General features: G+C 53.9%; 28 protein-coding genes. 19 read left to right on the top strand and 9 right to left on the bottom strand.

Annotated features, from left to right (window positions below; genetic code table 11):
• Nucleotides 1-152: 152 nt before the first annotated feature.
• A complete protein-coding gene (locus IT781_RS18250) occupies nt 153-416 on the bottom strand; it encodes a hypothetical protein (RefSeq protein ID WP_194971610.1) in 264 nt (87 codons plus the stop codon).
• Between the two features lie 482 nt (nt 417-898).
• Between IT781_RS18250 and IT781_RS18245 the strand changes: the two genes are divergently transcribed.
• Entirely contained in the window at nt 899-2,434 is a 1,536-nt protein-coding gene (locus IT781_RS18245; protein ID WP_194971609.1) for a hypothetical protein, read from the top strand.
• Between the two features lie 188 nt (nt 2,435-2,622).
• Here the strand turns inward: IT781_RS18245 and IT781_RS18240 are convergent, their stop codons facing one another.
• Together IT781_RS18240 and IT781_RS18235 are read right to left on the bottom strand one after the other, a co-directional pair.
• Nucleotides 2,623-3,486, bottom strand: coding sequence for a dioxygenase (locus tag IT781_RS18240; protein ID WP_194971608.1), 864 nt, complete (start codon nt 3,484-3,486; stop codon nt 2,623-2,625).
• Nucleotides 3,487-3,715: 229 nt separating this feature from the next.
• On the bottom strand, nt 3,716-4,684 hold the full coding sequence (locus IT781_RS18235; protein WP_194971607.1) for a Tim44 domain-containing protein: 969 nt from the start codon (nt 4,682-4,684) through the stop codon (nt 3,716-3,718).
• Nucleotides 4,685-4,795: 111 nt separating this feature from the next.
• Here IT781_RS18235 and IT781_RS18230 point away from each other — a divergent pair, with 111 nt between their 5' ends.
• The 6 genes from IT781_RS18230 to IT781_RS18205 all read left to right on the top strand — a co-directional run bounded on the left by IT781_RS18230 (nt 4,796) and on the right by IT781_RS18205 (nt 11,674).
• The gene (locus tag IT781_RS18230) at nt 4,796-5,203 is read left to right on the top strand and encodes a hypothetical protein (RefSeq protein ID WP_194971606.1); all 408 of its coding nucleotides are present in this window, start codon (nt 4,796-4,798) and stop codon (nt 5,201-5,203) included.
• Between the two features lie 88 nt (nt 5,204-5,291).
• A complete protein-coding gene (locus tag IT781_RS18225) occupies nt 5,292-6,548 on the top strand; it encodes a TolC family protein (protein WP_194971605.1) in 1,257 nt (418 codons plus the stop codon).
• A complete protein-coding gene (locus IT781_RS18220) occupies nt 6,545-7,639 on the top strand; it encodes an efflux RND transporter periplasmic adaptor subunit (RefSeq protein ID WP_194971604.1) in 1,095 nt (364 codons plus the stop codon). Before IT781_RS18225 ends, IT781_RS18220 begins: the two co-directional genes overlap by 4 nt.
• On the top strand, nt 7,639-10,734 hold the full coding sequence (locus tag IT781_RS18215; RefSeq protein WP_194971603.1) for an efflux RND transporter permease subunit: 3,096 nt from the start codon (nt 7,639-7,641) through the stop codon (nt 10,732-10,734). The genes IT781_RS18220 and IT781_RS18215 overlap by 1 nt, the downstream gene beginning before the upstream one ends.
• Complete coding sequence (locus IT781_RS18210) at nt 10,731-11,039, top strand: DUF3240 family protein (protein WP_194971602.1); 309 nt, start codon at nt 10,731-10,733, stop codon at nt 11,037-11,039. The genes IT781_RS18215 and IT781_RS18210 overlap by 4 nt, the downstream gene beginning before the upstream one ends.
• A 215-nt stretch (nt 11,040-11,254) precedes the next feature.
• Nucleotides 11,255-11,674 (top strand): RNA-binding protein, encoded by a 420-nt coding sequence (locus IT781_RS18205; RefSeq protein WP_194971601.1) that lies wholly within the window; start codon nt 11,255-11,257, stop codon nt 11,672-11,674.
• 21 nt (nt 11,675-11,695) lie between these two features.
• On the opposite strand, the gene gmk is transcribed toward IT781_RS18205, so the two are convergent.
• Complete coding sequence (gmk, locus tag IT781_RS18200; protein ID WP_194971600.1) at nt 11,696-12,313, bottom strand: guanylate kinase; 618 nt, start codon at nt 12,311-12,313, stop codon at nt 11,696-11,698.
• A 52-nt stretch (nt 12,314-12,365) separates the two neighbouring features.
• Nucleotides 12,366-13,232: a YicC/YloC family endoribonuclease gene (locus IT781_RS18195; protein ID WP_194971599.1), complete on the bottom strand. Its 867-nt coding sequence runs from the start codon at nt 13,230-13,232 to the stop codon at nt 12,366-12,368.
• A 45-nt stretch (nt 13,233-13,277) separates the two neighbouring features.
• On the opposite strand from IT781_RS18195, the gene IT781_RS18190 reads away from it, so the two are divergent.
• The 9 genes from IT781_RS18190 to IT781_RS18150 all read left to right on the top strand — a co-directional run bounded on the left by IT781_RS18190 (nt 13,278) and on the right by IT781_RS18150 (nt 18,691).
• On the top strand, nt 13,278-14,180 hold the full coding sequence (locus IT781_RS18190) for a serine/threonine-protein kinase (RefSeq protein WP_194971598.1): 903 nt from the start codon (nt 13,278-13,280) through the stop codon (nt 14,178-14,180).
• An 82-nt stretch (nt 14,181-14,262) separates the two neighbouring features.
• The gene (rph, locus tag IT781_RS18185; RefSeq protein WP_194971597.1) at nt 14,263-14,985 is read left to right on the top strand and encodes a ribonuclease PH; all 723 of its coding nucleotides are present in this window, start codon (nt 14,263-14,265) and stop codon (nt 14,983-14,985) included.
• Nucleotides 14,982-15,587 carry an RdgB/HAM1 family non-canonical purine NTP pyrophosphatase gene (gene rdgB / locus IT781_RS18180; RefSeq protein WP_194971596.1) on the top strand — a complete coding sequence of 202 codons (606 nt, stop codon included), beginning with the start codon at nt 14,982-14,984 and terminating at the stop codon, nt 15,585-15,587. The genes rph and rdgB overlap by 4 nt, the downstream gene beginning before the upstream one ends.
• Nucleotides 15,588-15,750: 163 nt before the next feature.
• A complete protein-coding gene (locus IT781_RS18175; RefSeq protein WP_194971595.1) occupies nt 15,751-16,146 on the top strand; it encodes a hemerythrin domain-containing protein in 396 nt (131 codons plus the stop codon).
• Nucleotides 16,143-16,640 carry an alpha-ketoglutarate-dependent dioxygenase AlkB gene (locus tag IT781_RS18170; RefSeq protein WP_228779260.1) on the top strand — a complete coding sequence of 166 codons (498 nt, stop codon included), beginning with the start codon at nt 16,143-16,145 and terminating at the stop codon, nt 16,638-16,640. The genes IT781_RS18175 and IT781_RS18170 overlap by 4 nt, the downstream gene beginning before the upstream one ends.
• A 374-nt stretch (nt 16,641-17,014) precedes the next feature.
• Nucleotides 17,015-17,371 (top strand): hypothetical protein, encoded by a 357-nt coding sequence (locus IT781_RS18165; protein ID WP_194971594.1) that lies wholly within the window; start codon nt 17,015-17,017, stop codon nt 17,369-17,371.
• 90 nt (nt 17,372-17,461) lie between these two features.
• On the top strand, nt 17,462-17,635 hold the full coding sequence (locus IT781_RS18160) for a PCP reductase family protein (RefSeq protein ID WP_194971593.1): 174 nt from the start codon (nt 17,462-17,464) through the stop codon (nt 17,633-17,635).
• A gap of 5 nt (nt 17,636-17,640) precedes the next feature.
• Nucleotides 17,641-18,276: a glutathione S-transferase family protein gene (locus tag IT781_RS18155; protein ID WP_194971592.1), complete on the top strand. Its 636-nt coding sequence runs from the start codon at nt 17,641-17,643 to the stop codon at nt 18,274-18,276.
• A gap of 67 nt (nt 18,277-18,343) precedes the next feature.
• A complete protein-coding gene (locus tag IT781_RS18150; RefSeq protein ID WP_194971591.1) occupies nt 18,344-18,691 on the top strand; it encodes a hypothetical protein in 348 nt (115 codons plus the stop codon).
• A 127-nt stretch (nt 18,692-18,818) separates the two neighbouring features.
• On the opposite strand, the gene IT781_RS18145 is transcribed toward IT781_RS18150, so the two are convergent.
• Together IT781_RS18145 and IT781_RS18140 are read right to left on the bottom strand one after the other, a co-directional pair.
• Nucleotides 18,819-19,373 (bottom strand): flavodoxin, encoded by a 555-nt coding sequence (locus IT781_RS18145; protein ID WP_194971590.1) that lies wholly within the window; start codon nt 19,371-19,373, stop codon nt 18,819-18,821.
• Between the two features lie 295 nt (nt 19,374-19,668).
• A complete protein-coding gene (locus IT781_RS18140; RefSeq protein ID WP_194971589.1) occupies nt 19,669-20,130 on the bottom strand; it encodes an amine oxidase in 462 nt (153 codons plus the stop codon).
• Nucleotides 20,131-20,526: 396 nt separating this feature from the next.
• Between IT781_RS18140 and IT781_RS18135 the strand changes: the two genes are divergently transcribed.
• Nucleotides 20,527-21,606, top strand: coding sequence for a phosphotransferase enzyme family protein (locus tag IT781_RS18135; RefSeq protein ID WP_194971588.1), 1,080 nt, complete (start codon nt 20,527-20,529; stop codon nt 21,604-21,606).
• On the top strand, nt 21,603-22,517 hold the full coding sequence (locus IT781_RS18130; protein ID WP_194971587.1) for a DMT family transporter: 915 nt from the start codon (nt 21,603-21,605) through the stop codon (nt 22,515-22,517). The genes IT781_RS18135 and IT781_RS18130 overlap by 4 nt, the downstream gene beginning before the upstream one ends.
• 1 nt (nt 22,518) lies before the next feature.
• Here IT781_RS18130 and amrA read toward each other — a convergent pair whose 3' ends face one another.
• Entirely contained in the window at nt 22,519-23,076 is a 558-nt protein-coding gene (amrA, locus tag IT781_RS18125) for an AmmeMemoRadiSam system protein A (RefSeq protein WP_194971586.1), read from the bottom strand.
• Nucleotides 23,063-23,842: an AmmeMemoRadiSam system protein B gene (gene amrB, locus IT781_RS18120; protein WP_194971585.1), complete on the bottom strand. Its 780-nt coding sequence runs from the start codon at nt 23,840-23,842 to the stop codon at nt 23,063-23,065. Before amrB ends, amrA begins: the two co-directional genes overlap by 14 nt.
• A gap of 164 nt (nt 23,843-24,006) precedes the next feature.
• Between amrB and amrS the strand changes: the two genes are divergently transcribed.
• On the top strand, nt 24,007-25,110 hold the full coding sequence (gene amrS, locus IT781_RS18115; RefSeq protein WP_194971584.1) for an AmmeMemoRadiSam system radical SAM enzyme: 1,104 nt from the start codon (nt 24,007-24,009) through the stop codon (nt 25,108-25,110).
• The last annotated feature ends 379 nt before the right edge of the window (nt 25,111-25,489 follow it).

The raw sequence follows: 25,489 nt of genomic DNA, 5'->3' as shown, positions 1-25,489 counted from the left end.
TTTCTCATGCCTCTCATTATCTATCATACTCAGCAGATATTGAACAGGCTCTAAGAATAATTTTCCGGTTTGTCGATGAAATCAGCGCTTATGTAGAAGCGGCTTAAGTCGCGCCTTCACACAATGTTGCTTCTCTCCTTATCCTTAAAAAATCAGGCCAATTCGACGCCGGCAATTTCTCCCTGATCATTCAATATCAACCGCAGACGGCCATAACAGGGTTTCTGATCGCCCTGACAACCGGAGCCTTCCATGATGCTTTCGAGAAAAGTCACATAGATCAACAGACTCTCGGGCTGCCGCTCGATGATCTCGTAATGGATCGACTCGTTTATGATCCCGCCGTTCTGGCTGCAAAAAGCGGCCAATTCCTTACAATTTTGCAGCAGATGAGTAATGGCTAAAGCTTCAGACATGGATTTGCACCTCTCTTTTATGTCTCATAGGGTCCAGATTGCGGATTTTCCGCATGGCTGGCATTTTGAATTTAAGCGAGCTGCCTAAAAAGCGGACTGTACCTTGTAAACGCGGCCTTGAGTAGAAAAATAAGCGCCGTATAGCGGTTACAAAGACCTTGCCTTTTCTGCTAACATCCGCAAAAAAGGCTAGCGTCTTTCCCTTCTATACATGACCCCCGATCATCATGAAAATATCACGCAGAATAGCCGCGAATAAATCAGAGAAGCCGGGCATCTTGTCGGTTTGAACTGATTTCAAATTCAGCCTGAATATCAAATGCAGGAACGCCCCCCGTTGCGCTTGCATTATGCCAATCCAGATCTTGCCGAACTGGCGTAAAATACGGCCGGGATTGTTAAATAAGCGCGTTTATTAGCAAGCGGGCCTAACATTTTCTAAATTCGAAATTTTATAAAAAGTATGTAGGAACAGACGCACGATGACTGTCGAACACTTGATTTACCTTGCGGTGCAGCTTCTTGGAACCGGAGCCGTATTATTCCTCGCCTATCAGTCCTTCCAGAAACGCCGGATTCAGTTAGGCGCTGAGCCGACGCTTCCCCAATACTTTATCCGCAGAAGCACTTACTGGATAGGGACCGCATCTTACTGCGCCCTTATGACAGCGCTTTACTGGCTGCTTACCTGGCAGTGGCTGCCTTTGGAACCGCTGGTGACGCTGATCGTGAAAAACCTCCGCTCCGGGGAGCTGGTGAATCTTCTGAACGGCCTGGACGGAAACACCATCATCCCTTTGATCGCCGCCGGATTGTTTCTTTTTTTGCTGGCGCGGGAAAGCAAGTTTAATCCTTTGCTTATTTTGAGGGACAGCATCCACGACGCGTTCGCGACGCCGGCAAAAGCGGTTGAGATCTACAACGCGCTGATTAACTCGAGATTGTCAGCCGTTGACGACAGCCTTAAAGCACAAATCGCCAATCGCCTGCTGGTGTCGAGCTTCGATCCCGGCGATTTCGAAAAATCCAGCGCCACGGTCGAGTATAAATGGGCCCATAATTGCCTGCTTTTCGACCAGATACAGGATTACGCCAACCAATCGTCTTTTCGCCGTCTGTTCACCGAACCGTCTCTGAAATGGGGGGAAATCTGTATCTCCTATAACGCGATGTCGGAAAAAGTGGCGGTCTGGAAGAAAGCGGAACCGCACTATACCAAGACAATCAATCTGATAAAGGAGCTGGACCACCTCACCAGCCTGCTCTGCCGCCTGCTCGCCTCCCTGGTCGTATTCGGGAGCGCAAGCGAGAATGACATGTGGGCAACCGTGAAGCAGCTCGGCGGCAAAGCCCATGAAGCCCGCCTGAAGCATACCTATAAATATGTTCTGCTTTTTACGGCTGCCACCGCTGTCGGAGTCATCCTGGGCCGGGAGATTTCGGTCCTGCTGCATAATGCCTTTCTGTTTCCGGACAAGCCGCTGCCGCACTTCAGCTACACCACGCTCCGGTGGATCGCCTATGCCATTCCGATGTATGTCCTTCCGATAGCGCTCGTCTTCATTTCAAGGTCGCTCACCTTCAGGCGCCAGCGGGAGCAGGCCGATCGATACTACGGATTTTATATGGCAATGATGATAATGGGCTTCATTGTCAGCACCATGGTATCGGTGCTTGTTCTCGAGCTGACTTTTTACCGCCGGGAGCATTTCGATTTTCTGGACAGCTTCCTGGATCATATGCGCTGGGGAATCCTGCCGGCGCTCATGTGCGGTTTCGTGGCTTACCGCATGGATACGCCGGCAAGCGAATCGGAAACTTTAAGCGATCTCATTACAGCCGCGGCATTGCGCTTTCTCGGCTGGGGATCAATCGCCGTCATCATCATGCTGTACGCGACCGACGATTTGACCATCCAGGAGTCGAACCTGCGTTTTACCCTTGTCGGCACGGCTTTCTTCGTGATCGGTCTTTTGGGAGCGGCTGCCCGTTTCAAAACGGCGGGGCCGGAGGATTAACTGTCCATCCAGTGTTTAACCTGAGAGAGTTTGATAGGATGCAGCGAGGCACGAACCGCATCAATCGAGTTATTTCCAACCATTGCCGGAAATAACTCGACCGCATCACTCCAACTTTCAGGATAAATTCCATGCGCGGCATATCTATGAAAACTGGAATAAGGCCATTCCTTAACGCATTTTACGTGTTAAGCAGGAATCGGTGCTTTCGGCATGGTCGAGATACCTCGCTTAAGCGGAAAATCATAGGTGAGACGAAAGGCATCCCCTTCCGGTTTGAAATCGCCGACCATGTTCTGGCTTGCCGTAAAAACGACATCGTCTTCAATGTCCGGATCCCCTTTGACGAAGATTTGCGTGACGAGCGTTTCATAGCCAGGCGCCGACACGATGACATGGATGTGCGCCGGCCTGATGGGCGGCCGTTTGGCGATCTTCAGGAATTCGCCTACCGGGCCATCGTCCGGGATGCGATAAGTGGTCGGCATCAGTGCGATCAGCTCGAAAGTCCCGTTTTTATCCGTTCTGAAACGGCCGCGCAGATGGTAGTCCGGCTGTTGCTCATCCTGGTTCTCATACAGGCCATTGGCCGCAGCTTGCCAGATATCGAGGATCGCCCCTTCGATGGGCGCGTTATTCTCAAATTCGAATACCCGCCCTGAGATTCGGACGCGAGCGCCTTGCGCATCGTCGCTGGCAATGGAAGCGCCTCGTTCGCGGAAAGGGGCGTCAGCACGAAAGAAAGGCCCCAGCAGCGCAACCCCCACCGGTTGTTCCTGTTCCCCATGATTGAGTATTTCAATCAACTGACTCAGGCCCATGACGTCGGCAAAAAAGAGGAATTCATTTCCGAGAGGGCTGGTTTTCTCGGCCATTCTTTTCATGAAATCCCAGGCAAACTCCCATTCCTGGTCGGTCACCTTCATCTCTTTAACACAGGCGTGCAGGTGTTTGATCAGGATCGAGATGACGGATTTAAGCCTTGGGTTGTCGATATCCGAGTAAGCCTTCAGCACTTTCTCAGTGAATTCTTGATTAGGCGAGGTGCTCATGATTCACTCCCTCTACAGCTAATGCAGTTTTGATTTCAGACCGGGAAGTGACGATATAATTCCTTACATCCAGGGCTATAGAATGCCGAGGCACGAACCGCATCTTATACTTGGATGACTGGTAAGACGCGGGCCTGGAACCAGGCAAGGGAAGATCAACGAGAAGGGATAACATAAAATCGCTCCAGCAGAACGCTGGAGCGACAGGATTTACTGGCTATGCCAGCAATCAATCTTCCAATTGCTGGATGCCGTCCAGATACCAGGTGGGCTGGATGCTGTTTTTGGGTTTAATGAAATGCCAGACTTCGCGGATCTGGCTGGCCTGCGCATCGGCATCTTCGCGCATGATCACGTCGAACAGCACGACCGCCTGCAGTTCCGAGCCGACTTCGCGCACTTCCAGCAATTCCGCGTCCAGTTTCAGAACGTCGGTGCGGTTTTCTTCGCTGGAGGCTTTCAGCTGGTCCTGAATCTCGGCGAATACCTTGTCGGTCGTCAGGCCTCTGATTTCGGCCAAGTCGCGGTCATCCCAGGCTTTTTGCAGCGTCTTGAAGGCTGTTTTGGCGCCGATCAGAAACGCCTGCGTGTCAAAACCAGCCGGGACGGCAATAGCCTGACCAAAGTCGGCATCCTGCTGGAAGCTCTGCACAGCCGGTTCAGCGCCTGACTTGTCTTTTTTAAACAGAATATCGGTATCGAAACCGACCGGGTTCGATGAACTCGATTGCGGCTCCTGATACGGCGTATAGGCCGACGCGCTGTTGTCGTAATGGCCGGCGGTCCGGTCGTAAACAGGTTGTTGTTCGCGCGCTTTTTTGGCTGCGAAGAACTTGTACAGCATGAATGCCAGAGCGCCCAGCACCAGGATATCGAGGAAGTTGATGCCCTGGAAAGCGCCGCCGGCCAGCAGTGAGCCCAGCAGGCCGCCCAGCGCCAGGCCGCCCAGCAGGCCCATCAGTCCGCCGCGGTTAGCCATGCCCGGCCGGGGCGTCTGGTTTTGTTGGGCGGCTTGCTGCTGTTGAGTGGCCGAACGAGCCGGCGCATCAGCAGAACGTTTGTAAGGCTGACTGAATGAGGATCTGCCGCCGAACGAACTGCCGCCGCCGAAACGTTTGGCTTCGGCATCAGAGATACTGCCCAGCGACAGCGACAGGCCGATTAATAAAGTGGCTACTATGCCGGTATATCTGTTCATAATTTTTTGGAAAGTATGTTAAATAACATCAAATTGAGGTTTAACTAATATAAGGTTGAATAACCAAATTACAAGTTGTGAATTCTTTTTTATTAGCATAGCATTATAAGCATGTTCTCAGCACTGCGCGTTTATCTCATTTTCTTTCTGGCCCTGCTGCAATTGATTGCACCGCTGGTGCATGCGCATGCCGGTGAGAACCTGTCGAACAAAGGACTGCATGTGCCCGGCCTTGAGATGTATACGGCAGAACAGCATGCCTTTCTGTCTCAACCGACAAACCATATCGCCGGTTCCGAAGCGCTGATCATCAGCGTCGATGCCGGCATCAAGCACAATCAGGCTCAGGCCGATACCGATACGGACACCGCCGACCACGGCTATTATCTGCACCAGGAGATAGCCATTTCCAATGCGCCGATTTCGGCCTTCGATATCAACTTTTCTCCGCAACCGTCGCCGTTTGTCTGCCGGTTATTCATCCCATCGCTTTCGCCGCGCGCGCCTCCCGTCTCCTGATCTCCATTGTTTTTTAAGTTCTGTCGCAGAACTATTCTCTAAATTTAAAAAACTACAAGCGGTACTCATCCGCTAACGGAGCTTTACTATGTTTGCCCTTAATCTTATTAAAGGGTGTTTACCTGCGTATCTGCTGGCCACTTCGCTGGTTTTTGCCGATGCGCTGCCTACTGTTACTGTGGACCATCGCGATCCGATTGAAACCGATGTCAGCATGAGTCTGGCTCAAGTCATCGATTTGACGCTGGAAAAACATCCTGACAACGCCTGGCTCAAAGCGTTGGAAGAAGAATCCGCTGCCCTTGAGCAACGCAGCAAGAGCTGGTTTGCCGGTGCGCCCAGCGTCGGCCTGTTCTTTCAGGAAGCTACCAGCGGTACATTGCATTATGGCGATGCCAGCGTTAAAGCACCGCTGTGGAACTTCGGTCAGCGCGATGCCGAGAAGGCCGTCGCGAAACAAGCCGAAATCAGTGCGCATACCCAATCAGCTGCCATTAAATTACGCGTGGCGGGACTGGTCAGAATGGCATTGTGGGACATGGAACTGCAACAAATCCGTCTTGATCAGGCACACAACGAGGTCCATGTATTTGAACAATTGCTGGCCAAGGTTGAGCGTCGCGTCGAGCTAGGCGACCTGCCGCGCGCGGATTTATTGCTGGCGCAGACCGAATTGCTGCAAAAACGCGCCGTGCTGACGCTGGCAGAGGCCGAAGTCATGCATGCGCGCAAACGCTACTCCACCATCACGCAAATGACGAAAGTGCCTGGCAATTACCGTGAAACCCTGGCCGATATAGCCGAAGTCCAGCAGAATCATCCAGACTTGGTTGCCATTAATGACCTGATCGCACGTATGCAGGCCGAAGTCGAGGCCATCAGAGCAGTAGGATCGGGCCAACCCGACGTTGCGGTCGGCATCAACACCGATCATGGCCCTGACGAACGCAGTAACAAGACCGAAAGCTTCAACATCAGTGTGACCGTGCCGTTTGGAGGTCAAGCACATCTCGCTCCACGAGTGGCGGCAGCCAATGTCGAGCTGAACAGATTGGTAGCCGAACGCGAGCAGCTCCGTAGAGATCTTGATCAGACCCACCATGAAGCCGAGCATAACCTGGAAGTCAATCGGGCCGAGCTGACTATTGCTGAAAATTTAAAGCAGGCGGCCGTAGAGCATTTAAAAATGACGGAGTTGAGCTTTTCGCTGGGCGAAATCAACCTGCTCGATTTGCTGAAGATCCAATCCAGAGCTCAGCAAGCCATCCTGAATGCCAAAGAACGTTCAGTCATACTGGAGCGCGATAAGGCGATGTACAACCAATCCGTCGGAGTTACACCATGAGAGTCATCTTATTATTACTGTTGAGCCTGGTTGGTGTCAGCGTCCAGGCGGCAGACAGTGTCATTCAAATAAACCAGCCCCAGATTGACAGTCTGGGCATCAAATTAGGCAAACCGGAACAGGCCAGCCAGGTCCCGGTCCTGTATGCGCCAGCCAAAATAGTGGTCCCGCCTACGAACGAATACGTCGTCAGCACCACGCAGGCCGGTTTGGTCAATAAATTGTATGCAGCGGTCGGCGATAAAGTCCAAAAAGGCCAGGCACTGGCTGAACTTCATAGCCAGGACCTGTTGGCCCTTCAGCAGCAATATCTTAAAGCCGTCAATGAACTGAACTTAGGCCAGGCTGTTTATAACCGGGATAAAAAGCTGCTGGAAGAAGGTGTCATATCAGACAAGCGCTCGCAGGAAACGCGCAGCCAGTATCAGCTTTATCTGACCGAAGCGAACGAAACCCGGCAATTGCTGGAAATGGCCGGCATGTCAAAACCAGAAATCCAGCGTTTGGCAAAAACTCAGCGCTTAAGCAGTCTACTGACGTTGCGCGCGCCCTTGTCAGGCGTCGTGCTTGAGCGTATGGCCTCTGCCGGCCAGCGTATAGACAGTCTGGCGCCGCTGTACCGCATTGCCGATCTGAGCGAGCTCTGGCTGGAAATCAATATCCCTCAGGAGCGTATAGGCGACATTAATGTCGGTGATCAGGTGACGATCGAAAATACCGATGTCACTGCGCACATCAGCCTGCTCGGCCAAAGCGTCAACCCGGAAAACCAGACATTGCTGGCCAGAGCCGTCATCAAAGGCATACCAGCAGCCGTACGCGTCGGGCAAAAAGTCAATACGCGGATTATTCATGGCAGCGACAAGACGGCGGCATTCAAAGTCCCTAACGCGGCCATCGCTCAGCATGAAGGCAAGGCTTATATCTTTATCCGCACGGACCAGGGTTTTCTGGTCAAGCCGATCACCGTTATCGGCAAGCAGGACAGCGATTCGATCATTACCGGCGAACTGACCGGCGCTGAAGATATCGCCGTCACGGGCGCGGTGGCGCTGAAAGCCAACTGGCTGGGGCTTGGGGGCGATGAGTAATGGGTGGTTTGATTCGCTTTGCGCTGAGCCAGCGCCTGTTGATGCTGATTGTCATAGCGCTGCTTGCGGGCGGCGGCTATTATGCCTTTAAAAACATTCCTATCGATGCCTTTCCGGAAGTCTCGCCGACCCAAGTCAAGATTATCGTAAAAGCGGCGGGCATGACGCCGGAAGAGGTCGAGGCTCGCATTACGGCGCCGATAGAGGTCGAATTGCTGGGCATTCCGCATCAGACCATGCTGCGTTCGATTGCCAAATATGCATTGACCGATATCACGGTCGATTTCGAAGAAGGCACCGACATTTATTGGGCGCGCCAGCAGATCGCCGAACGCCTGAACACGATGTGGAGCGACCTGCCGGCCGGCATCGATGGCGGCATTGCGCCGATGACGACGCCGCTCGGCGAGATGTACATGTTTTCGATCGAAGGCGGCGATCTGAGCCTGATGGAGCGTCGCAACCTGCTGGACTGGGTCATCCGCCCTGCCCTGCGCACCGTGCCCGGCGTGGCTGACGTCAACGCGCTGGGCGGACTGGTCAGAAGCTTCGAAGTGATACCGGACAACGTCCGCATGGCGGCGCGCGGCATCGATATCGACAAGCTGATAACAGCGCTGGAAAGCAACAACCGCAATGACGGCGCCGGGCGTCTGACCGAAGGCGAAGAGGCGCTGATCGTGCGGGCCGAGGGCCGCATCAAGACCCTGGACGATGTCGCCGCCATCGTGGTCGATAACAAAAACGGCGCGCCGATCAAAGTCAGCGATGTCGCCGATATCCAGATCGGGGCCTTAACCCGCTACGGCGCGGTCAGCAAGAACGGCAAAGGGGAATCGATCACCGGCCTGGTGCTCAGTTTGCGCGGCGCCAATGCCCGCCAGACCATCGAGGGCATAGAGAAGAAAATGGACGAGCTTAAAGCCGGCTTTCCGCCCGGCGTCAAGGCCACGGTTTTCTATAACCGCAGCAATCTGGTCAATAAAGCCGTCGATACGGTTCAGCATGCCTTGCTGGAAGCGATTGTGCTGGTCGTGGTCCTGCTGATCCTGTTTCTAGGCAACCTGCGCGCCGCGCTGACCGTTGCCTTGATCCTGCCGCTGGCGGCCCTCGTGACCTTCATCCTGATGCAGCAGATGGACATGTCGGCCAACTTGATGAGCCTCGGCGGCCTGGCCATCGCGATCGGCATGCTCGTCGATGGAGCCGTGGTCGTGGTGGAAAACATCATCACGCACATGGCGCACACGGAAAAGGCCCAGCGCCTGCCGCGTCTGCATGTGATCTACCGCGCCGTGCGTGAAGTATCCGTGCCCGTGACTTCGGGCATCCTGATCATCATCATCGTGTTTCTGCCGCTGCTGACCTTGCAGGGCCTGGAAGGCAAGCTGTTCACGCCGGTGGCCTTAACCATCGTGTTTGCGCTCAGCGGCTCGCTGCTGCTGTCCCTGTCGGTGATCCCGGTGCTGTCTTCGTATCTGCTGAAGAAAGTGTCCCACGAAGAGCCCTGGCTGCCCCGGCAACTGCTGAGGCTGTACCAGCCGGCCCTGCTGTGGTGCATCGCCAACAGCAAGAAAGTCTTTACCGGCGTCGGCATCCTGCTGGTCCTGACCGCGGCGGCCTTCACGCAGATCGGCAGTACGTTCATGCCGACCATGGACGAAGGCGACATTATCGTACAGCTGGAAAAACTGCCGTCGATTACGCTGGCGGATTCGGTCGCCTTGGACGTGCAGGTGCAGAAAAACCTGCTCAAGAATATTCCTGAAGTGGTCGATGCCGTCTCGCGCGTCGGTACCGATGAGCTGGGCCTGGACCCGATGGGTTTGAATGATACCGATACCTTCCTGATCCTGAAACCCAAGGAAGAGTGGCGCATGCGCAGCAAGGAAGCGCTGATCGAGCAGATCCGGCGGGTCATGGCCGCCACGCCGGGCATTGCCTTTAAATTCACGCAGCCGATCGAGATGCGTGTCTCGGAAATGCTGACCGGTACGCGCGGCGATGTCGCGGTCAAGCTGTTCGGCCCGGAGCTGAACGTACTGAATGAGAAAGCGGCGCAGATCGCCGGGGTTCTGAGAGACATCAAGGGCTCCAGCGATGTGTTCACGAAGCAGAACGAAGGCATGCAGTTTCTGCAGGTAACGATCGACAAAACGGCGGCCGGACGACTGGGCCTGGACAGCGACAGCATCGAGACGATGCTGCGCTCGCAGATCGAAGGTCTGAAACTGGGCGTCGTGCAGGAAGGCATCAGACGCACGCCGCTGATTATCCGCGGCGGCAGCAATACCACCAACTTTGAAAACCTGCAGGTGACTCTGCCCGATGGCGGCCATGTGCCGATCACGACCGTCGCGCGCCTGGAAAAAGTCGAAGGCGTGGTGTCGGTAGAGCGCGAACGAGGCCAGCGTTTTGTCGTGATCAGCAGCAATGTGCAGGATCGCGATCTGGTCGGTTTTGTCGATGAAGCGCGTCAGGCGGTCAAGGACAAGGTCGATTTGCCGACCGGCTATTTCGTTGAATTCGGCGGCCAGTTCGAGAATCAGCAACGCGCCGCCGCGACGCTCTCGGTCGTGATCCCGGTGTCGCTGGGCCTGATCTTTTTGCTGCTGTTCTCAACCTTCGGCTCGGTGCGCCAGGCCGCGCTGGTCCTGTCGAATATTCCGCTGGCCATGGTGGGCGGCGTTTTCGCCTTGTGGCTATCCGGCGAATATCTGTCGGTGCCGGCTTCGGTCGGCTTTATCGCCCTGCTGGGCATCGCGGTATTGAACGGCGTGGTCATGGTCAGCTATTTCAACCAGCTGCGCGCGACCGGCATGGCCATGGCGCAGGTCGTGGTCGTCGGCTCCATGCGCCGCTTGCGGCCCGTACTGATGACGGCCAGCATCGCAGCCTTCGGCCTGATTCCGCTGCTGTTCGCGACCGGCCCGGGCTCGGAGATTCAGCGCCCGCTGGCTATCGTTGTGATCGGCGGTCTGGTTTCATCGACGTTCCTGACGCTGTTTCTGCTGCCTATTCTATTTAAATTATTCGGTCAAGCACCTACTCTGCAGACAGAGATGAATTCGATGACCGACGGAGTCAAACCATGAACAACGGTAAAGAATACTTGGTGACCTTGAATGTTCCGCCCGATCTTGAAGAGGCGGTCGTCGACAATCTTTTGGTTCTGGAATCGGAACACGGCTTCAGCAGTTTCATTGTCAACTCGCATGACCATAGAAACGAGGGACTGTCGTTGCTTGAGCAGGTAACGGGCCGGCAGAAAAAAATCCGCTTTCAGATGTATGTGCCGGAGCAGGGGTTGCCGGTACTATTGGCGCAGTTGAGGCAGGAGTTCGAGGGCTCGGGCATTCATTACTGGGTCTTGCCGGTCATTGAAAACGGCTTTATCTAACCGGACGCCTGTGCCGGGCTTTATCCGGCGCAGGCGCTCGCATCATGTTCAATAACATAAAACTTACTGTTTATAATGTAGAAATTATTGCTGATGCGCCGGATAATAACTCTTTAGGCTTTATTATCAGGGCCAGTTTAAGTCTCGGCAATTGCAAAGCATAGCCGGCGCCAGGCAGTTTTTCCTAGCGGCATCCAAATGAAGAAGTTTACGTAATGATCATTATCTTAAAAAACATACCGGCCAATACCCAGACTAAAGAAATAGAAGAGTTTATCTGGCCGGCCGTCAAAGGCGGCTTTCTCAGCAAAAGCGGCGAAATAGAATCCATTCAGATTAAAGGCCAAAGAGACATCCAGTTAAATCTGACTGAATTTCATGCCTTGGTAAGAATAGAACCTGATGCCGTAGCGGTAAGGGTCATCAAAAAGCTCAACAGAAAGCCATTTAAGGGCAAGCATACCGCCATCGATGAATTCCATCACCGGAATTGGCACAATGATCGCAGAGCCGATGCCCAGCAAACGGTCAAGGACAGGCGCCATGCGGACCGCAGGCGCTCTCATCTGGAAATGATTGAAAATATTTCACATCTATTCAGCGGCCAAAAAAGCTTTCACAGAAAACTTGACTGAGCCTTATTCTGGCTCCCGGCTTTATTGGGAGAGCAGCGCTTTTAATAACGGCTCCAGATGATGCTGTTGCCGTTGCCTCGTCAACCGGTTGGCGATCAGGATGCTTTTTAATTCCGCCAGCGCCTGCTCAAATACGTCATTGACGATCAGATAATCAAACTCATCATAATGGCTTATTTCGGCAACGGCATCGCGCATGCGGCGGGCGATGATCTGCTCATCGTCCTGGCCGCGGCTTCGAAGGCGCTGCTGCAGAATATCGGTTGAAGGCGGCAGAATGAAAATGGACAGGCTGTCCGGCAGCAGTTTTTTTATCTGCTGGGCGCCCTGCCAGTCGATTTCCAGAATCACATCCAGGCCTTGGCTCAGGTTTTCCTCCACGGTTTGCCGCGCGGTGCCGTAGAAGTTGTCAAACACCTGGGCATGTTCAAGAAATGCCTGCCGCTCCAGCATGGCCTGAAATTCCGCCACCGGAACAAAGTAGTAATCCCGGCCATGTTCCTCACCGGGGCGCATGGGGCGCGTCGTGTGAGAAATCGATACGGTCAGACTGTCGAGATCGGCGATCAGTTGCCTGACCAGGCTGGTTTTGCCGGCTCCGGATGGTGCGGAAATAATGTAAAGTTTTCCGTGATTCATGGTATTTTTTATTAATAAGGATATTGGACTGATGCGCAAAACTCAGGGCGCCTTATTCAACATTCTGTATCTGCTCGCGCATCTGCTCAATCAGCACTTTCAACTCGATGGCGATCTGCGTCATTTCCTTGTCGGCCGATTTGGACCCCAGGGTATTGGCCTCGCGGTTTAATTCCTGCATCAGAAAGTCCAGTCGCCTGCCGACGGGCTCTTTTTGCTTGAGCACCCTCAGCACTTCGGCAATATGGGTTTCCAGCCGGTCCAGTTCCTCGGAGATATCCAGTTTTTGCGCCAGAAACACCAGTTCCTGTTCCAGGCGATCGAAGTCGGGCTCGGCGACCAGTTCAGTGATCCGGTCTTTCAACTTGTTGCGAAGCTGAGCCAGAACTTCCGGCAAGCGTTTGCCGGCCGCAACGACAAATTCCTGCATTTTCAGGCAGCGCTCCGCGATCAGTTCGCCGAGCTGGGCGCCTTCCCGCTCCCTGACTTCCAGCAATTGGTTCAGTGTCTGATCGACCAGCGACGATACGCCTAGCTTAAGCTGCTCCCTGTCATTGTCGGACTCTTGCTGTACGCCGGGAAAAGCCAGCACATCCAGTGCCGAGAATGACAGCGGGGCCATCATCTGCTGTTCGATTTCATTGGCGGCCGCCAGCAATGCCGCGACAGCATCGCGGTTAATCATAAGAGTTTGACCCTCTTTAGCCTGTTTTTTGCAATTTATGATACATTCCACCTTGCCGCGCTTGATTTTGGCCGCGATGAGCGCGCGCAGATCAGACTCGATAAAGCGCAAGCGATCCGGCAATTTGAATGTGATATCGCAGTAGCGGTGATTGACCGTGCGCAATTCACAGCTGAGGGTCAGGTTGCCGATTTCTGCTTCATTACCGGCAAAAGCGGTCATACTTCTAATCATTTTTCACCTATACTTGCAGGGTCTTAGCCCGATAGAATTTTTGCAATGGCCGAATACTACGACCCCGACACCTATCCGAAGCAGTGGAACTATCTTCAAACCGGCACTATTATAGACCAGTATATAATCGAGCGGGAATTGGCGCACGGCGGATTCAGCTCGGTCTATCTGGCCAGGCAAATCAGCGATCAGGTTCAGGTGGCGATCAAGGAATATCTGCCGCGCAAGCTGGCGCATAGAACCTGGAACAACATGGTCGTCGCCAACAATGAAGAAGCCCAGCCCTTGTTCCGGCGCGGCCGAGCCTTGTTCTTTGAAGAAGCCAAGGTTCTGGCGAAGCTGAAGCATCCCAATATCGTTGAGGTCATCAATTTTTTTGAAGCCAACGCCACGGTTTACATGGTCATGACTTATGACTATGGCCTGACGCTCAATAAGTTCCTGAAACATAAAGCCCAGCCTGTTACCGAAAAATTCCTGCTGGCTTTATTCACTTCACTGCTGAACGGCATCAACCACATGCATGAGCATCATTTGCTCCACCTGGACATCAAGCCCGCCAATATTCTTGTGCGCCCCGGCAATGATGCATTGCTGCTCGATTTCGGCGCCATCCAGAGTTATCCACTCAAACGATTGAGCAAGCAAGGCAAGGTGCTGACTAAAGGTTTCTCTCCGATAGAACAGCATGATCTGAGCGCGCCTTTAGGCCCCTGGACGGATATTTATGCCGTGGGCGCCAGCATGCGCGCCTGTCTTGAATATAAGCCATTGATTCCTGCAACGGATAGAGTGCATCAGGATGCCCTCGTGCCCGCTGTTAAAGCCTTTAAAAACAAATTTCCGGAACCGCTGTTGAAAGCAATAGACTGGGCCATGGAAGTGTGGCCGGAACAGCGCCCGCAATCGGTTGCCCAGCTGCAGCAGGCGCTTGCTGCGGGAAAATGAACGCGCGCTTCATGCCTATAAATTGGCCCCGTACGTCCTGCATTCGGGTATACTGTGCGGTTTTATTTTAGTGGAACAGATAATGAGACCTAGCGGACGTAACCCGGATCAACTGCGAGACATAAAATTCACCTGCGGCTTTACAAAACATGCGGAAGGATCTGTTCTGGTTGAATTTGGCGACACGCGCGTGCTGTGCACGGCCAGTGTCGAAAACCATGTGCCGCGTTTTCTGAAAGGCAAGGGCGAAGGCTGGGTGACCGCGGAATACGGCATGCTGCCGCGCTCGACGCACAGCCGCATAGGACGGGAAGCCAGCAGCGGCAGACAAGGCGGCCGCACGCTGGAAATTCAGCGCCTGATCGGCCGCTCACTGCGCGCGGCAGTGGATTTGAGAGCCTTGGGCGAAAACACCATCACCATAGACTGCGATGTGCTGCAGGCGGACGGCGGCACGCGCACGGCATCGATCACGGGCGGCTTCGTCGCCTTATCGCTGGCCGTGCAGAAAATGCTCAAACGCAGGCAAATAAAAGTTAATCCGCTGCACGGGCAGGTCGCTTCCGTCTCTGTCGGCATCTACAATGGCGTGCCTGTGCTGGATCTGGATTATGCCGAGGACAGCAACGCCGAAACCGATATGAATGTCGTCATGAACGATGCCGCCGCTTTTATTGAAGTGCAGGGTACGGCCGAGGGCCATGCTTTCAGGAAGGACGAACTGGACGCGATGCTGGAACTGGCCGGTTACGGCATCAGGCAGTTGATCAAAAAACAGCGCGAAGCAATAGAAGACTTTACATGAGCTTGAACCCATCACGACAAATCGTGCTTGCCAGCAGCAATGCCGGCAAGATCCGGGAAATCCAGGCCTTGCTTGCCGGCTACACGATTGTTCCGCAATCCGCATTCAATATTATCGAGTGCGAGGAAACCGGCCTCACCTTTGTGGAAAATGCGATACTGAAAGCCCGAAATGCGGCGCGCCAGAGCCAGCTGCCGGCCATTGCCGACGATTCCGGTCTGGTCGTCGATGCTCTCGACGGTGCGCCCGGCGTTTTCTCGGCCCGATATGCAGGCATCGGCGCCAGCGATCAGGACAACATCGAAAAACTGCTGCGCGAATTGCAGGATGTGCCCGATCAGCAGCGCAACGCGCGCTTTATCTGCGTCATGGTATTCATGGCGCATGCCGATGATCCCTGCCCGATTATCGCCCAAGGCGTCTGGGAAGGCCGCATCTTAACGCATGCCGTCGGTGAAAACGGCTTCGGCTACGATCCGGTATTCTGGGTGCCGGAGCAGAATTGCGCATCGGCCGAACTGGCGCCGAGCGTCAAGAATTCGCTGAGCCACAGGGGCAAGGCGCTGAAGGATTTGATAGCGGGACTTACGCAAGCCGCCTAATTAAGGGCAGATTGCTGAGCGGTAGGATCAGGCAGTCATTCAGCAAGCGCCGTTATCTGTTATCGTGCAGATGGCAGTGACAAACCATGCCAACTTAAGCTGGCATAAACCCTGCTTTCCAGAAACAGGAACACACCCTGAATTCTGGAAAGCGAAGGTAAATATGGCCCTCATCGAAAAAAACGGTTTTCTTCTGATTGGACATGCTCTGATTGATCACGATCATGATGAATTCATCACCCTGCTGAATCAACTCGATGCCGCCGATAACGGCGATTTCCCGGCATTGTTTCAGCAATTGCTCGCCCATACTGAACAGCATTTCGATCGGGAAAATCAGCTCATGGAACAATCGGCTTTTCCGGCGGAGGCCGAGCACAAAGGGGAACATCAGCGTGTTCTGGGCGAACTCAAGCAATTCAAAAAGCGGGTGGACAAGGGCCTGATCGCATTCGGACGCTCGCTGGTCAGAGAACGCCTGCCGCAATGGCTCGAACTGCACGTCAGGACCATGGACAGCGCGCTGGCCGCACACATCAAGACACAATCTCAAGCATGATCGAGGGGAATCTGTCTTCCTGCGCCGAACTCGAGCTTATCGAAGGGTTTTACACTGTCGCCGAGAGCGAACGGCTTTATCAGCGTTTACTTAAAGAACAGAATTGGCCTGACAACCGATACACTGTCGCCGGCCGGCAATTTGTCCTGCCCAGATTGCAGACCTGGCATGCCGATCCGGGAATAGTCTACAGCTATAGCAACAACCTGCTGCAAACCCGGCCATGGACGCCTTTGTTATCCGGCATCCGGTCAAAGGTTGAGGTTTTGCTGAATTACCGCTTCAATTCGGTTCTGGTTAATCTGTACCGGCATGGTGAAGATTATGTCGGCTGGCATGCGGATAATGAACCGGAGCTGGGCAGTCAACCCTTCATTGCTTCATTGACTTTCGGTGCAGAACGGCAATTTGCATTCCGACATAAAAAATCATCCGAACAGGGCCGTCTGCTGCTGCGCAGCGGTTCCTTGCTGGTCATGCAGCCTGATTTCTAGCACCATTGGCTGCACAGTGTGCCCATCGAGAAAAGCCTGGCTCAGGGGCGAATCAATCTGACCTTCCGTAAAGTTGTTTCATTGGTGAACTAGAGCAATGCTTTACACCCTCACCGGCTCCGTAGCATTTGCGACAATTAAAAGTTGCGTTGGCCGCGGGATGCATGAAACACAACAAATTGCTTTCCGAATCACATGGCCCGATTCAACGGTTATTCGGGCAAAGCGTCTGTCAGGCCGGAGCCGACGGGCTTTCGAATCCGGCCGCTTTACGGCTGGCATTCTGTTTGCTTTGCACTGATTACCATGAATGAGAACCGTACTATGAAAACCTGGCCCGGCCGGCTACCCGATCAAGATGCGGAGGAGGCGCCATGACGGCGGATTACGTCGCCCGGTGGCTGGCCGATAACCCGCTGTCCGCCAGCCATGTCGATTGCGCCATCGCGGTAATGCTCAAGATCCTCGACGGCAAATGCAAGATGAAGACAGAGGAAAAAGTCGTCATGACACGGCTCTATGACTTGGTGAAGGCCCATCCCGGCGAACTTATGGGAAATGAAATGCATCGGTTGATCGCCAGCGCCCGCGACAATCCCGATGATGAAATGAAAAATTTTATCTATGAAAAACGCGTGCTGGCGGAGACCATGATTTCCCGTCCCGTTATGAAAGGTTTCAAAGCCATGATCCGGCAACGGGGACTGTTCGAGTATGGAAAAGAAATATAAAGGCGATCACCCTAAAAAATACAAGCGCGTTTTTTACCTGACCGTCCGGCGTCGCATGACCACATTGACCAATCCAGCAAGGAGAACCTCATGAACAACGAATCACTGCCCTGGGATGAAGAGGCGCTCAAACGCCTGGAAAAAATCCCCGCCTTCGTTCGCAATATGGCCAAAAGCAAAATCGAACAGGCCGCCAGAGCGGCCGGTGAAAGCAAAGTCACCGTCGAATTCATGGATGCCAATAAAGCCAAATTGATGGGCTAGATGCCATGTCGAACCTGAAGCTCTATATGACCCCCGGTTCCTGCTCCACGGGCATCCATATCCTGATGGAAGAACTGGAGCTCATCTTCGAGGCCTATATTGTCAACCTACCGGCCGGCGATCAATTCAAACCGGATTACGTGGCCATCAATCCAAAATCCACGATTCCGGCTCTGGTCAAGCCCGACGGCACGGCCATCACCGAATTCTGCGCCATCGCCTACTGGCTGGCCCGCAGCTATCCCAGATCCAGGCTCATGCCCGGCGATGTGGACGGCGATACCCTGGTGCTCGAAACCATGAACTATGTCGTCAGCACCCTTCACATGCAGGGCTTTACCCGTATTTTCACCACCGACCAGTACGCCTTTAACGAGAGCGACAGGGAACGGGTCAAGGCGCAGGGCGAAACCATCGTCAAAAAGGGCTTTGCCATTCTCAATAAGCAATTGGCGGACAGGACCTATTTGGCCGGCGAATTTTCAATCGCCGATGCCGCGCTCTTTTATTGTGAATTCTGGGCGTCGCGTATCGGCATCAAGCTGCCGGAACACTGCCTGGCCCATTACCAGCGCATGCTGAAACGGCCGGCGGTCAAGCAGGTATTGATGGAGGAAGGTTATTCGTCCTTGTTTCAATAGCACCCGTTGTGCTCTTAAACATTCGTAAAAACTTTGGGTTGCTCCTGCCCGCTTACGGGAATGAATCATGAAAGAAACGGTAAAAAATATCTGGAGTCTGGATAAAGATCCCTCCATCAAAGCCATTCTCATCATGCTGCAGCATGAAGTCGGCCCGAACGGATTCATGCTGCTGGATGAAAACCTTCTGGATGCAAAGGCGGTACGCATCATATTCCCGCCCACGCAACGGGAGCTGGCCGCCTACGTCTACAGCTATGCCCAGCGCGAAGCGCATTACGGCCTCGACCTGGAATTTCCCTACCTGATCGAAACCCGCGCCGATGATCAGACCATTCGGCTCAACGACCTGACCGCCGAAGAAGTCTTGAAAAAAGTCGTCGAGCACCTGGAGATCAGGCTGCCGGCGGCATAGCCCGTCAGCTACAGAGTAACCGGCGGCACGGGCTTTTTCAGATGTGGGGGCGACTTTAGTCGCCCAGGGCGAATGAATTCGCCCCTACATTCATCGACAAATCGGAAAGTTATTTTTAACCGAATCCTTAGGCCGTCTCCTGCAGGGCAGGCAGCAGCTGCGGAGTGATTTGCGCCAGCCAGGTTTTGATCCGCTCCTCGGTCAAGAACGGCTGCGTGCGCTGATCCAGCACCAGGCCGACAAACCGATTGTCGATTATCGCATCGGAGTGCTCGAACTGATAACCCTCGGTGCTCCAGGAGCCGACGATATCCGCGCCGTAGCCGTAAAACACCCGGTAAAGCTGGATCAGCGAACTGGCGAAGCGCGAGGCGTAACGTTCCTGATTGCCCAGCCCGAACAAAGCCACCCGTTTGCCGGACAGATCGGCATCGTCCAGATAAGGCACGAACTCCTGCCAGTTGCGTTCCTGGCAGCCGACGGCCAGCCCCGGCAAATCGCCGACGCCATAACTCGGCGTGCCGAGTATCAATGCCTCGTACTGCAGGAATTCGTCCAGGCTGGTACGGTTGATGTTTTTAGGCTTGTCCGCCAGTTCCTCGCCCAATAAGCTAAAAATCTTTTTAGCTACCAGGCGGGTGCTGCCGGTATCGGTTCCGAAAAAAATGCCTATTTTGCTCATAAATCACCTGTGGTCGAGATTGCGGGACAAGTCGGTATTGCCGTTACTGCAAAAATAAGCAAATTCCGCTCCAGACTCAGGTAAGCCATTTTTTATCTTAAATATTAGTCAGATAGCTTGCCCACACCTATCAACGGCTCCAGGTTCATGCAAACACTGCCACAATGACGGCCTCAACTGTAGAGTTTGCGACATAGACTTAGGGAGCAAGACAAGGCACGGCATGGGCGGCCCCGAACTAAATGCCGGATTTAACAATCCGGCCTGCTGCAGGCGCGAATTCATTCGCACGGCGCTACCGCCCGCCCAGAAAATAAGCGTTGACACTCAAGGCAAAGTGTCGCCAAAGCCCGGCGATATCCCGTTTCACCTCGTTGACGTAGGTCTTGTCCGGTTTGTGTTCGTCGGGAAAATTGGACAAGGCGCAGGATGTGCGATGTTTATCGACGACAAACTGCAGAAAATCGTCGGTGAATCCGTCGAAAGCCGCCAGCGCTTGTCTGGTCAAATCCGATAATCCGCTATTGACCGGCGTCTCGCGGCTATCGAACGGCAGTTTCTGTAATTGCGCCAGCGCATCATCGTAAGCCTGTTCCAAAACGGCCAGCACATTGCGCTGAAAACAGCCGTCCCATTGCTGCCGGGAAAGATCCTGGGCGAGAGCTTGCTGGTATTGTTTTTTCAGCACGTTTTTCTGCTCGGCGATATATTGACTGAACAGGGCGAGACTATCGGCGTTTTTTCGGTTGTTGATCATTATGGGTGTCCTCAATGTTATTCGGCCTGGAAGGCCTTATCCCTGGTTCGGTATTGCTTCAAGCCCAATATGACATTCAATAATGAGGCCAATTTACCGATACGCCTATTTCGATGCGCTATCGCCCGCTTTAAGTTAAGCGCCAACGCTTCTGCGGCAATTTCGCACAGATGGTCGGGCGCAAAAGCCCGTCCTGAACGGTGTCATAAAGCTGACAAACCGCCGCGTTTCGCAACACTTGGTTAAGCCTAGAGGAGATGCCTTTCGTCTCATCCTTGGCGAAGACAGTTGTCTATATCTGAAAAAAGCCGCTTATAATAGCCATAATAAAAACTTGATCATGGCTGACGTGAAAAAACCGGCTGTGAGCCGCTTCATCGGATTTAGAAAAACGCCATGCCAGACTTAGAGTCGCTGTTTCCTGTTGCCCGCCAATTCACCGGAAGCCAAGCCGTCATAGCCATACAACCGCTGGGCAATGGCCTGATCAATGACACGTTTCTGGTCACGACGGATTCATCGCCGTTCGTCCTGCAGCGCATCAACACGGCGGTTTTCCCGCAGCCAGAGCAAATTATCGAGAACCTGCACGCATTAAACGAACATCTCCTGCAGAAAAAGCCGGACTCAGTCAAATTGCAGATCCCGGACATTTTATCGACGGCCGAAGATGGCTATTGCTACGAAAAAAACGGTGATTACTGGCGGGCGCTGAGCCTTATCGATAATACGGAAAGCCTGGAAGTCATCGGCAGCATACATGATGCGGAACAGGCAGGCTTTGCTCTGGGCCATTTCCATCGCCTGCTCAGCGATCTTGACCCCGGCGTGCTACACGATACCCTGCCCGGCTTCCATATTACGCCGGGCTACCTGAGCCGCTATGACCAGGTTTTGGCGGCTACACGGCTTTCAGAACCCGAAAGCCGCTATTGCGCCGATTTCATCGATCGGCTCCGGCATATTGCCGGCGATCTGGAAACGGCAAAACAACAGGGTTTGCTGCCTCTGCGCGTGATACACGGGGATCCCAAGCTCAATAATTTCCTGTTCGACAAGGACAGCAAAAAGATAGTCAGCCTGATCGACCTGGATACCGTCAAGCCTGGGCTGGTGCATTACGACATCGGCGACTGCCTGCGCTCCTGCTGCCAGACAACGGACCCCGTCGGGTTCGACAGGGATTGCTGCGCCGTTATCCTGGAAAGCTACCTGGCCGAGGCCGGCGCGTTCTTTTCCGAATCCGATTACGATTATCTGTACCCGGCCATACAGTTGATTCCTTTTGAACTGGGCATCCGGTTTTTTACCGATCATCTGGAAGGCGACCGTTATTTCAAAGTGGCGGAGCCCGGGCAAAATCTTCGGCGCGCGGCCGAGCAGTTTCAGCTCTGCGCCAGCATCGTACAGCAGGAACCGGCCATCAGGCAGCTGATAGCGCGCCTGAAAAAACAGACGATGGGAGCGCGATCATGAGCGCCGCCTCGCCCGGGCAGCGCAACCTGCTCATCGGCTGCGGCCTGGTGCTGCTCGGCGCCTTGGGCTTTTCCGCCAAGGCCATTTTTATCAAATTGGCTTACGCGGCCGGCGGGCAAATTGATGCAATCAGCCTGATGACTTTGCGCATGTTGTTTTCGCTGCCGTTTTTCCTGGCGGTCGTACTCTGGCATAACAGGAAATCGCCGGCCGAGGCGCTCACCAAAAAGCAATGGGCCGTGATTGCCGTGCTGGGCCTGATGGGTTATTACATCGCCAGCTACCTGGATTTTATCGGCCTGCTGTACATTTCGGCCGGGCTGGAGCGGATCATCCTGTTTTTGTATCCGACCTTCGTCGTGCTGTTTTCGGCATTGATGCACAAAAAAGGCATTTCATTGCGCGAAATGGTCGCACTGGCTTTGAGCTATGCCGGCATGATCATGGTTTTTGTCGAACAGCTGTCTATGGAATCAGCGGGCATCTGGCTGGGATCGTCGCTGGTACTGGCCGGCGCCGTGGTCTTTGCCTGTTTCACCATGGGCAGCGGCGTCATGGGCCGGCGCATCGGCTCCGCGCGTTTCACGGCTTACACGATGACGATCGCCAGCATCGCTACCATCGTGCATTTTTCAGTCGGTCATGGCCTGGCACTGACCGGCTTTCCTGCCGAAGTTTACAAACAGGCCTTGTTGATGGCGGTTTTCTCCACCGTATTGCCGTCGTTTTTCATGAATGCCGGCATCAGGCGAGTCGGCGCAGGCTCGGCGTCCATTATCAGCATGATCGGCCCGATCGCGACACTGGTGCTGGCATTCTTATTCTTAGGCGAACCCATTACGATCATGCAGCTGTCCGGCACGGTTTTTGTGCTGGCCGGCGTGTTTGTGATCAGCCGCGCCAAATCCTGACTCAGGCGATCATTTCGGCGCGGTAGCGGTATACCTTGAGGGTATCAGACCAATAGTCGGGCGCGAATCCGGCTTTCTGTTTCAAATGCCGCAGAAACTGTTCGGGTTCCGGCAGTGATTCCCATACCGAAGGCAGAAATGTGCCGCGCCGGAGACCTTCCATCAGGATCAGCCCATCCACCCCTGCCTGCAACTGCTGCAGCAGATCCTGCTCCGAAGTAAACGACATCGGCTCGGCCGGCGTCAGAAGGGAAAGATGGATGTCCAGATCACTCAATTCATGGGCCTCCAGCGGCGGAAACCGGGGATCTCTGAAGGCCGCCGAAAAGGCGTTTTCAGCGATATCGACCGCCAGCGGCCTGATCGCGTCCAGCGTGCCGATGCAGCCGCGCAACAGGTGCTGCCTGTGCAGTGTCACAAACGTGGCGCGCTGTTCTGCCAGTTCGGCCGGGTATTCGTTTAAATCGATGATCAACGGCTTGCCTGTTTTCAAGCCATGATGAATGGAATTGCTTGCCAGCTCCATCAGCCAGCGGTGGTGTTCTTTATTCAATGACATAAGCTCCATAACCTACAACTCTGTCTTTATCGCCTGCGGTATCGCCGGAGTTACGCAAATCGATGGTTTTAATTGAGAGTGAATTATCCCGCGCCAGTTTCAGCAATCCGCTGACCGGCACTTTGCCGCAAGCAGATCCAGAAACGAGATGCTCATATTGCAGATGCTCTATCGCCTCGCTGGTCGATTTGTCCAACTGTTGAGCGGTCGCGTAATCATGGAAATGGCTCAGGTCCGAGCTGACCACAATCAGCGTTTCACTGCCTCCCCACAACATCTGTATAACCTGGCTGACCTGGTCCGGCGTAGCGTCGCCAGCCACAATGGGGATCAGTCTGAAATCGTCGAGCATCTCCTGCAGAAAAGGCAGATGCACCTCCAGACTGTGTTCATAGGTATGCGCCTGTTCAATGTATTCGACAAAAGGCAGCTTGACCAGCGCCTGCACCGCCTCCTCGTCAACAGCGATATCGCCCAACGGCGTGGAGAACGTTTGCGCCCGGCTCACGGCCAGTCCTCGAAAGGCAACACGATGGGAGGGACCGATCAGCACGACCTTCTGGATCTGATGGCGCGCATTTTTCAAGCGCGCATAAGCGGTGGCCGCGACGGGTCCCGAATAGATATAGCCGGCATGCGGCGCGATGATGGCTTTAGGAACTTTCGCGTCGGATTTAGCCTCATTTAAGTATCGATCTAGCATTTGGCGAAGTTGTTGCGGATTGGCTGGGTAAAAAGTACCCGCCACAGCAGGTTGCCTATTCATGAGATATCCTGTTATTTTCCGGGAGAAGAATGAGTTAGCGTGAAAACTGTTGAAACAGAGCTATTGCGCTGAAAATTAATCAATACAACTGGCGTAAATGTTAGTAACCAATTTTTACCAAAATGTGACCATACGATTTATGACATGGTTCCAGGAGACTATTCATGACTGTCTTCATTACGCCTGATACGGTGAAAACGCGGCATTGGCACCGCCTGAAAGATGGCCGTGTCCAATGCGATATCTGCCCGCGATTCTGCAAGCTGCACGAGGGACAGCGCGGCCTCTGCTTTATCAGACAAAATCTGAACGATGAAATTGTCATGACCAGCTACGGCCGCTCCAGCGGTTTTGCCATCGATCCGATTGAAAAAAAACCGCTGAATCACTTCCTGCCCGGCACGCCGATCCTGTCTTTCGGTACGGCCGGCTGCAATCTGGCCTGCAAGTTCTGCCAGAACTGGGATATCAGCAAATCGCGCGAACTGGATACGCTGATGAGCCAGGCCTCGCCGGACGCGATTGCGCAGGCGGCGCTCGAGCATGGCTGTACCAGCGTCGCTTACACCTACAATGATCCGATAATCTTTCACGAGTATGCGATAGATACCGCTCAGTCCTGCCGCGCGCTGGGCATAAAATCGGTGGCGGTGTCGTCCGGCTATGTCTGCGCACAGCCCCGCGCCGAATTTTATCAATGGATGGATGCCGCCAACATCGACCTGAAAGCGTTTACGGAGCATTTTTACCATCAGATTACCGGCGGCCATCTGGAACCGGTACTGGAAACGCTCAAATATATTAAGCACGAAACGTCGGTCTGGCTGGAACTGACGACATTGATCATCCCGGGCGAGAATGACTCGGAAGCCGAGCTGGAAGAGATGGCGCAATGGGTCGTCGAAAACCTGGGGCCTGATGTGCCGATGCATTTCTCGGCCTTCCATCCTGACTGGAAGATGCGCGATAAGCCCCATACGCCATTGACATCATTATTGCTGGCGCGAAACATCGCGCTAAAGAACGGCGTGCGTTATGCCTATGTCGGCAATGTGCACGATAAATCGGCCAGCAGCACCTATTGCCACAATTGCGGATCGCTGCTGATAGGCCGCGACTGGTACGACCTTGACGAATGGAACCTGGACGCATCGGGCAATTGCCGTTTCTGCGGCGAGCGCTGCGCCGGCGTCTTCAGCGAAAACCCCGGCGGCTGGGGCGGCAAGCGCCGGGCCGTCGCCATGTCCCGCGCGGGGCATGGCCTATGACGAACAGGCTCGAATTCGCTTGGCTTCAAACAGCCATATCTCAATCGAATCCGCCGCAATCCACAATGCGCAATATCAGCAGATCTCTGGTTCATGTGGGGGCGACTTCAGTCTCCCTGGGCGAGACTACCAAAGGGCACAAGTAAAGTCGCCCCCACATACCTGAAAATTCAGGGAAGTTATTTCTCACCCTATCCCTAACCCATCAGGCAATAAAAAAGCTTGTCATTCCAAATGATAATCATTATCATTTAAACAAGGCGATAATTTGACCTCTCGCTGCTTTTCGTTTAACGCGCCTGCTGCACGACAGCGCGCGTTAAACCTTTTTTCAATCGACTACAAACCGAGGAGTTTTATGCCTGAACAACCATCTACT

The sequence above is a fragment of the Methylobacter sp. BlB1 genome (assembly GCF_015476545.1).
Lineage (GTDB): Bacteria > Pseudomonadota > Gammaproteobacteria > Methylococcales > Methylomonadaceae > Methylobacter.
Note: the sequence above shows the minus strand (reverse complement) of the source record. Positions and strands in the feature narration are given on the sequence as shown.